1 pseudogene is annotated in these 391 nt (G+C 69.1%); it reads right to left on the bottom strand.

Annotation, left to right across the window (positions count from 1 at the left end):
- Positions 1-391, bottom strand: a pseudogene (locus tag LG367_RS18200) (hypothetical protein); the annotation flags it as partial.

Consider the following 391-nt stretch of genomic DNA (forward strand, 5'->3'; position numbering starts at 1 on the left):
TTCCCACGTACGCAGCGTTGTAATCGGTCTGCGCGCCGACCGTCGTGGACGAACCCGCGCCGAGCGCCACGCTGTTGCCGTGCGAAGCATTCGCGCCTTGGCCGATCGCGGTGCTGCTCGCACCGGATGCGGTCGGGCCCGTGCCCAGCGCCGTGCTGTTGTTGCCCGACGCGGTGCTGTCGTTGCCGACGGCCAATGCGTTGTTGCCCGAAGCCACCGCACCGGCGCCGCCGGCGGCGGAGTTGGTGCCCGTGGGCTTCGGCGGCGGCGTGTTGTGGTCCTGGCTGACCTGGAACATGCCGCTCGACCCGTTCTCGAGATTGGTGATGCGGTTGTCGAACTGGTTGGCGGCGCGAAGACGATGCGGTCGGCGACGGGAATCGTGTCGAGC

The sequence above is a fragment of the Luteimonas panaciterrae genome, from assembly GCF_020511115.1.
Taxonomy (GTDB): Bacteria; Pseudomonadota; Gammaproteobacteria; order Xanthomonadales; family Xanthomonadaceae; genus Luteimonas; species Luteimonas panaciterrae.